Raw genomic sequence first — 8,041 nt, 5'->3', positions numbered from 1 at the left:
CGCCATCACGGTCTGATGTCGGAAATCAACGTCACGCCGATGGTCGACGTGATGCTGGTGCTTTTGATCATCTTCATGGTCGCGGCGCCGCTCCTGACGGTCGGCGTGCCGATCGACCTGCCGGATACGCAGGCCAAGGCGATGAATGTCGATACGCAGCCGATCACCGTCTCGATCAACGCCTCCGGCCAGATCTACCTGCAGGAAACCGAGATCCCGATCGAGGAGCTGGTGGCCAAGCTGCAGGCGATCTCCAAGACCGGCTATGACGAGCGCATCTTCATCCGCGGCGACAAGCTGACAGACTACGGCACCGCCATGAAGGTGATGGCCCGCATTTCTGCGGCCGGATACAAGAACATCGGCCTGGTTTCGCTGCAGGAACAGGATCAGTAGAAGCAAGATGAGGACGGGCCTCACCACATCGGTGATCTTGCATACGGTGGCGCTGGCCTTCGGGCTGTTCACGCTGTCGTCGCCGCCTGCCATGCCTGCGTCCGATGTCGAGTCGGTGGCGGTTGACATCGTGCCGATGGAGGCCATCGCGCAGACACTGCAGGGCGACAAGAAGGCGGTGATGCATGACAAGCCGGCGCCGACGCCGACCAAGCGCCCGGACATCGTCCCCGATGCGCAGAAGGTCGGCGAAAACAGCGTCGATACCGACAAGCCGATCACGGACGAGGCCAAGCCGAAGCCGGTCGACCTGACATCGGCGCCGCCGCCGGCGCCAACGCCGACCGAAAAGCCGAAGCCCGAGGACGCGCCGAAGCCGAAGGAGACGCCGAAGCCGACGCCGGCAACGGAAGTGGCGCCGGTGCCGCAGCCGAAGGAAGAGGTCAAGCCCGAGCCGGTCAAGCAGGTGGAACCGAAGCCGACGCCGGCCAAGGAGCCGACACCAGCGCCGCAGCCGGACAAGACCGCGGCCATCCAGCCGAAGGAAGAGGTCAAGCCGGACGCCGTTGCTGAGGCCATTGCCCAAGAACCGCCGACCGAGACGACGCAGCTTCCAGACTCCGCGCCGGCGCCCGAGGCGCGGCCGAAGCCGCAGCCGGCCCAGGCCGAGAGCGCCAAGGCGCCGGACCGCAAGGACGCCGACAAGCCGGTCAAGGAAGCGTCGTCGAAGCCGAAGTCGGAAGACAAGCAGTTCAACGCGGACGAGATAACGGCGCTGCTCGACAAGCAGAAGCCTTCCGGTGGCGGCGCCAAGCGCTCGGCCCAGCAGGCTTCGCTCGGCGGCGAAAAGGACCAGGGCCAGAAACTCTCAAGGTCGGAACAAGGGGCGTTGGAAGACCAGCTCGGCCATTGCTGGACCCTCCCGGTCGGCCTCGAAGGTTCCGAGGATTTCACCGTGGTCGTTCGCTTCAACCTGAACGCCTCCGGTAAGTTGGAAGGCCGCCCGACTGTCGAAAAGTCCAGCGGCAACCCCCAGTTCGACGCCAGTGCGGTTCGCGCCGTGCAGAAATGTGATGTCGCCGGGCTGCAGGTGCCCGCCGGCAAGCAGGACATATGGTCCGATGTTCGCGTCAACTTTGATCCGAGAGCGATGCTTGGCCTGTAGCCTGAGCACCCGAAAAATCAGCAAGAGAAGCGAGAAGACATGAAATCCATCCTCAAGCCGCTCCTGGTGGTCGCCGCAATGGCGATGGGCATAATTTCTGTCGCCACCTTGCCTGCTCGAGCAACCCTCGAGCTCAACGTCAACAAAGGCAATGTCGAGCCGATGCCGATAGCCATCCCCGACTTTCAGGGAGAGCTTGGCGCGCAGATATCGGAGATCGTAACCGCCGATCTGAAACGGTCCGGACTGTTCGCGCCGATCGACAAGGCCGCCTTTGTCGAAAAGATCACGAACCCAGATGCGGCGCCGCGCTACGAGGACTGGAAGGTCATCAACGCGCAGGCGCTGGTGACCGGCAGCGTGAACAAGGAGGCGGACGGCCGCATCCGCGCCCAGTACCGGCTGTGGGATATTTTTGGCAACACGCAGCTGGCCGGCGAGCAGTTTTTCGCCAACGACGCCAATCAGCGCCGTGTCGCTCATATCATCGCCGATGCGATCTATGAGAAGATTACCGGCGAAAAGGGCTATTTCGACACGCGCGTCGTCTTCATCGACGAATCCGGCGCCAAGAATGCGCGCAAGAAGCGGCTCGCCATCATGGACCAGGACGGCGCCAACGTGCGCTATCTGTCCGACGGCCGCTCGATCGTGCTGACACCGCGCTTCTCGCCGAACCGGCAGGAAATCACCTACATGTCCTATGAGAGCGGCCAGCCGAAGGTCTATCTACTGCAGATCGAGACCGGGCAGCGCGAATTGGTCGGCAACTTCCCCGGCATGACGTTCGCGCCGCGCTTCTCGCCCGACGGCCAGAAGGTGATCATGAGCCTGCTGCGCGACGACGGCAATTCTAACATCTTCGCCATGGACCTGAGGAGCCGCTCGACCACAAGGCTGACCAATTCCACCGCCATCGATACCTCGCCGTCCTATTCGCCCGACGGCAGCCAGGTGGTGTTCACCTCCGACCGCGGCGGCCGCGCGCAGATCTACGTAATGGGCGCCGACGGCTCCGGCCAGACCCGCATATCGTTCGGCGACGGCGTCTATTCGACGCCGGTGTGGTCGCCGCGCGGCGACCTCATCGCCTTCACCAAGCAGACCGGCGGCGAGTTCCAGATCGGCGTCATGAAGACCGACGGCTCAGGCGAGCGCATTCTGTCGTCCGGCTTCCAGCAGGAGGGACCGACTTGGGCGCCCAACGGCCGCGTGCTGATGTTCTTCCGCGACTCAGCCGGCGGTCCGAAGCTGGTTTCGGTCGACCTCACCGGCCGCAACGAGCAGTCGATCCCGACCTCGAACTTCGCGTCCGACCCGGCCTGGTCGCCGCTGCTTGAGTGAGCGGTCGAAAAGGAGAATTGAAGAACTGATGAAATGAAGAATTGAAGAATGGAGAAAGAGGGCAGTTACATCAAGCGCGCCAAGGATTTGGAAGTCTATAGGCGTGCTTATGCAGCTTCCCTCGACGTCCACAGAGCGACGCTCGTTTTTCCGAAAATCGAGCAATACGCACTGCCGACCAAATGCGTCGATCCAGCAAGGCGATTTGCGCCAATCTGGCGGAGGGCTTCGCCAAGCAGACCCATTCCAGACCCGAATTCGCGCGGTTCATTTCGATGGCTATGGGATCCTGCAGCGAAGTTGAAAAGTGGATTTCGTATGCGTTCGATCTTGGTTACATCACGCAAGCGCAACGCGACGAATGGCAGCAATCCTACGTCCACATCTATGGAATGCTGGTGAATCTGAGGGAGAGATTGAAGTGATCCTTTTCCTCAATTCCCCAATTCTTCAGTTCTTCAATTCCCCTTTTTCACAGGCTGGTCGCGTTTTGGCCGCATTTCCGCCTACGGTCCGCGCGCATTGTCGCCCTTGGTAATGCGTGGGCGTAACGGCCGCGGACGGCGGCCTAATACCAAATTTTAACCGTGTTTCTTGAATGCCGGTTAACCCAAACGTGGTTACTGGGTGATCAACGAAATCACTCGAATGCGAAGGAGAGGCGGCATGGGCCGTATCGCAGCACTTACCAGAAACCCGGCCATGATCGCGCTGGTGGCGGCACTCGCCATCACGGGTTGCGCCTCGAAGAAGACCCCGAACAGCGCGGCCGATCTCGGCCTCAACGGCGCGGGCGCCGCGACGCCGGGCTCCGCCCAGGATTTCACCGTCAACATCGGCGACCGTATCTTCTTCGACACGGATTCGTCCTCGATCCGCGCCGACGCGCAGACGACGCTGTCGCGCCAGGCGCAGTGGCTGAACCAGTACAAGCAGTATGCCATCGTCATCGAGGGCCATGCCGACGAGCGCGGCACGCGTGAGTACAATCTGGCGCTCGGCGCCCGCCGCGCCGCCGCCACCCGCGACTTCCTGGTCTCCAAGGGCGTTTCGGCCCAGCGCCTGAAGACGATCTCCTACGGCAAGGAGCGCCCGGTCGCCGTTTGCGACGACATCTCCTGCTGGTCGCAGAACCGCCGCGCCGTCACCACGCTTTCGGGCGCCGGATCCTGATTGGCAAAAATACAACAGCACCATGCGAAAGGCGGCCAAATGGCCGCCTTTTTCATATCCAGCGCCCTGAAACAAAATTTGGCCGAAGTCTCGCGCCCTGCTATGAGCCGAGGGCGCTTGGTCCCACTCTGAATCGGAAGGGCGCAACGGGCTATCAATTTCACGGCGAGAGAAAGAATGCATTTCAGAACGGTCCTCAGCGGCACGCTTGCGCTGCTGCTCGTATCAAGCATCGCCGCCCCGGCAGCCGGCACGGGGCAGCCTGCCGATAGCGGGTTCTCCTTCCACCTGCCGACGCTCGGCATTTTCGGCGACAAGAAGAAACCGCAACAGCAGCAGATCGCGCAGCAGGACGGCGCCGGCGCCACTGGCCTGGAAGACCAACTCAGGCAGATGAACGGCAAGATCGAGGAACTCAATTTCCAGATACTGCAGATGCAGGAGCAGATCCGCAAGCAGCAGGAGGACAACGAGTTCCGCTTCCAGCAACTCGAGGGCGGCACGCAAGGCGGGCAGCAGCCGGCCAGCCAGAAGAAGTCGGAGGCCGCACCGCCTCCGAGCGGCGATGGCAATAGCGACAATGGCACCGACAACAGTGTCGCCGCGGCCCCGGCGACCCAGCCGCCGGCCGATGCGGGCGCCCAGTCGTCCGGCGGCGGCCAGAGCGTCGGCGAGGTCATCGTGGAATCGCAGACGGGCGACCCCGGCAAGGTAATCACCGGCGCGCCGCCGAAGCCGTTCGGCACCATCACCGTCGACAAGAACGGCAATGTGGTGAACGCCGACGAAAACACTCAGGCCACCGCCCCGGCGGCGCCGGCCGCAACCGCCGAAGGCACCAAGTCCGGAGGCACTGTGGTTGCCGCATTGCCTTCGACCAACGATCCGGACGAGCTCTACCGCAACTCCTACCAGTTCATCCTGTCGGGCGATTACGGCACCGCCGAACAGGGTTTCCGCGATCACATCGGCCGCTTCCCCAAGGACTCCAGGGCGGCGGACGCCCACTATTGGCTTGGTGAATCGCTGCTCGGCCAGCAGAAATACCGCGACGCGGCCGAGGTTTTCCTCGCCGCCAGCAAGGACTACCCGAAGGCCAAGAAGGCTCCCGACATGCTCCTGAAGCTCGGCGTGTCGCTGGTCGGGCTGAAGCAGAACGATGTGGCCTGCGCCACTTTCGGCGAGATCGGCAAGCGTTATCCCGACATCTCCAGCGCGCTCAAGGAGCGCGTCAAGCAGGAACGGGCGCTCGCGGCGTGTTAGCTTTCCGCTTGCCTGTCGGTGTCCCCAAATCGGGACCACTTTTAGGCGACACCCAGTGATGCTCGACACCGGGCCTGACCTTTCGGAACGGCTTTTTTCTGACATCGATTTATCTGACGGCGCGATTGCGGCCGTGTCCGGCGGCAGCGACTCGACCGCCCTTCTCATCCTCCTCAAGACCCATCTCGACCGAACTGCGCCCGCAACCAGGCTGCTGGCGGTGACGATCGATCACGATCTGCGGCCAGGCTCGGCGGCGGAAGCGCGCGGCGTGGCCAGGCTCTGCGCCGAGCGCGGCATCGCGCACCGCACCATCGTCTGGTCGGGGATGAAGCCATCGTCCGGCCTGCCCGCCGCCGCGCGCGAGGCGCGCTACCGGCTGCTGGCGGAGGCGGCGCATGCAGAAGGCATCGGCCTCATCCTGACCGGCCACACCGCCGACGACCAGGCCGAGACGGTGCTGATGCGGCAAGCGCGTGAAGAAGCGGCCCGTGAAGAAGGGAGACCTGACGAGGAGGCCAGCGACGAGGGCGCGCGCAGCGAGGGACGCGGGCTTGCCGGCATGGCGCCGGCCACCCTCTATGATTGGCAAAGCTGGATCGTCAGGCCATTCCTCGGCACGCGACGCGCGGCGCTGCGCGATGTGCTGCGGCGCCACAACATCGGCTGGGCCGAGGATCCGACCAATGTCGACCAGCATTTCGAGCGACCGCGCATGCGGGCCGCTCTTGCGGGTGACGATGGCGCGCGGCGTTTCGCGGAGGCGACCGCGTCGGCCGGGCAGGCCGCCGCGAGTCGTGACGAGCTTGGGCGGCACGCGGCTATGCTGATCCGCGACCTTGCCGGCATGCCGGTCCCCGGCCTCATCCGTCTCGATCCTGCTTTCGCCGCACCCGGCGATGCCGAGGCCGCCGTCTATGCCCTGCGCATCCTGCTTGCGACCGTCGGGGGCGTTGCCTTCCTGCCGGATGCGATCCGTAGCCAAGCGCTGTTCGAGCGGTTTCGGGCCGGACCGCTTTGCGCTACATTGTCGCGGACGGTGATCGACGCCAGGCGCTCCGGCATCTACCTCCGCCGCGAATCGCGCGGCCTGCCTGAGGCGGCGCTGGCCGTGAATAACGGCCTTTGGGACGGTCGCCGGCGCGTCACGCTGAGCAACAGGCAAGGCGCATTGTTGATCGCGCCGCTCGGCGCGGCCACGGCGGGCAAGCGGGCTGTTGCCGAGGGCGGCGCGCCACCAAGTCTTGCGCGCGCGGCGCTAGCCGCCGAGCCGGCATTGTGGCGCGGGACGGAATGCATCGGTTTTCCCGGTGAGGGCGCGGCTCTCACGGAGATTGGCGTCGTCCCTGCCGTTGCGCCTTTTGCCCGCTTCCTACCGTCCTTCGATCTTGCGCCCGCCGCCGCCGTGGCCCGGCTGATCGGCGCGCCGCCGCTCCCGGCCTTGCCTTTCCGCGGCCACAGTGCCGCCTGATGATTGGGCGAAAGCTTAACCCACACGTGCTGTTATGCTTGGCAAGGGGAGGCGCTCTCCCTATGTTAGGCCCAAGCTTCCTCTGATCATGCGTGTCCGTCCGCGGGCTCCAACGGGACAATAGATGAATCCGAACTATCGCAACCTCGCGCTCTGGGCGATCATAGCGGTCCTGCTCATCGCCCTGTTCAACCTGTTCCAGACGCCGCAGACGCGCGGCGCTTCGAGCGAGGTCGCCTATTCGCAGTTCCTGCAGGATGTCGCGGCTGGACGGGTCAAGACGGTGACCATCGCCGGCGCCCGCATTTCCGGCACCTACACCGACAGTTCGACCGGCTTCCAAACCTATTCGCCCGGCGATCCGTCGCTGGTGTCGCGGTTGCAGGACAAGAACGTCACCATCAACGCCCGGCCTGAATCCGACGGTTCCAACTCGCTGTTCGGCTACCTGATCTCGTGGCTGCCGATGATCCTGATCCTCGGCGTCTGGATATTCTTCATGCGCCAGATGCAGTCCGGCTCCGGACGCGCCATGGGCTTCGGCAAGTCGAAGGCCAAGTTGCTGACCGAGGCGCACGGCCGCGTCACCTTCCAGGACGTCGCCGGCGTCGACGAGGCCAAGGAAGACCTGGAAGAGATCGTCGAGTTCCTGCGCGACCCGCAGAAGTTCCAGCGCCTCGGCGGCAAGATCCCGCGCGGCGTGCTTCTGGTAGGCCCTCCCGGCACCGGCAAGACGCTGCTTGCCCGCTCGGTCGCCGGCGAGGCCAACGTGCCGTTCTTCACCATCTCCGGCTCGGACTTCGTCGAGATGTTCGTCGGCGTCGGCGCCAGCCGTGTCCGCGACATGTTCGACCAGGCCAAGAAGAACGCGCCCTGCATCATCTTCATCGACGAAATCGACGCGGTCGGCCGCCATCGCGGCGCCGGGCTGGGCGGCGGCAATGACGAGCGCGAACAGACGCTGAACCAGTTGCTGGTCGAGATGGACGGCTTCGAGTCTAACGAAAGCATCATCCTGATCGCCGCCACCAACCGGCCCGACGTGCTCGACCCCGCGCTGCTCAGGCCCGGCCGCTTCGACCGCCAGGTGGTGGTGCCGAACCCCGACATCGTCGGCCGCGAGAAGATCCTCAAGGTGCATGTGCGCAACGTGCCGCTGGCGCCAAATGTCGACCTCAAGGTTATCGCGCGCGGCACGCCGGGCTTCTCCGGCGCCGACCTGATGAACC

General features: G+C 64.3%; 8 protein-coding genes. All 8 read left to right on the top strand.

All coding sequences use genetic code 11. The annotated features are described in order from the left end of the window. Positions 1-15: 15 nt before the first annotated feature. Positions 16-396: a protein TolR gene (gene tolR / locus EOA33_RS16505; protein WP_245482345.1), complete on the top strand. Its 381-nt coding sequence runs from the start codon at positions 16-18 to the stop codon at positions 394-396. Between the two features lie 7 nt (positions 397-403). After that, on the top strand, positions 404-1,561 hold the full coding sequence (locus tag EOA33_RS16500; RefSeq protein WP_126057876.1) for an energy transducer TonB: 1,158 nt from the start codon (positions 404-406) through the stop codon (positions 1,559-1,561). Positions 1,562-1,600: 39 nt separating this feature from the next. Beyond that, on the top strand, positions 1,601-2,905 hold the full coding sequence (tolB, locus tag EOA33_RS16495) for a Tol-Pal system beta propeller repeat protein TolB (RefSeq protein WP_126057877.1): 1,305 nt from the start codon (positions 1,601-1,603) through the stop codon (positions 2,903-2,905). A gap of 182 nt (positions 2,906-3,087) precedes the next feature. After that, positions 3,088-3,330: a four helix bundle protein gene (locus EOA33_RS40505; protein WP_245455345.1), complete on the top strand. Its 243-nt coding sequence runs from the start codon at positions 3,088-3,090 to the stop codon at positions 3,328-3,330. 241 nt (positions 3,331-3,571) lie between these two features. Beyond that, complete coding sequence (gene pal, locus EOA33_RS16485) at positions 3,572-4,078, top strand: peptidoglycan-associated lipoprotein Pal (protein ID WP_126057878.1); 507 nt, start codon at positions 3,572-3,574, stop codon at positions 4,076-4,078. Positions 4,079-4,255: 177 nt separating this feature from the next. Beyond that, positions 4,256-5,341 carry a tol-pal system protein YbgF gene (ybgF, locus tag EOA33_RS16480; protein ID WP_126057879.1) on the top strand — a complete coding sequence of 362 codons (1,086 nt, stop codon included), beginning with the start codon at positions 4,256-4,258 and terminating at the stop codon, positions 5,339-5,341. 58 nt (positions 5,342-5,399) lie between these two features. Then, positions 5,400-6,812, top strand: a complete 1,413-nt coding sequence (gene tilS / locus EOA33_RS16475) for a tRNA lysidine(34) synthetase TilS (RefSeq protein WP_127406076.1) — start codon at positions 5,400-5,402, stop codon at positions 6,810-6,812. Positions 6,813-6,936: 124 nt separating this feature from the next. Continuing rightward, positions 6,937-8,041 (top strand): ATP-dependent metallopeptidase FtsH/Yme1/Tma family protein (locus EOA33_RS16470; RefSeq protein ID WP_145989169.1); only part of this gene is annotated, 1,105 nt, incomplete at its 3' end.

The sequence above is a fragment of the Mesorhizobium sp. M4A.F.Ca.ET.050.02.1.1 genome (genome assembly GCF_003997725.1).
In the GTDB taxonomy this organism is placed as follows: domain Bacteria; phylum Pseudomonadota; class Alphaproteobacteria; order Rhizobiales; family Rhizobiaceae; genus Mesorhizobium.
Note: the sequence above shows the minus strand (reverse complement) of the source record. Positions and strands in the feature narration are given on the sequence as shown.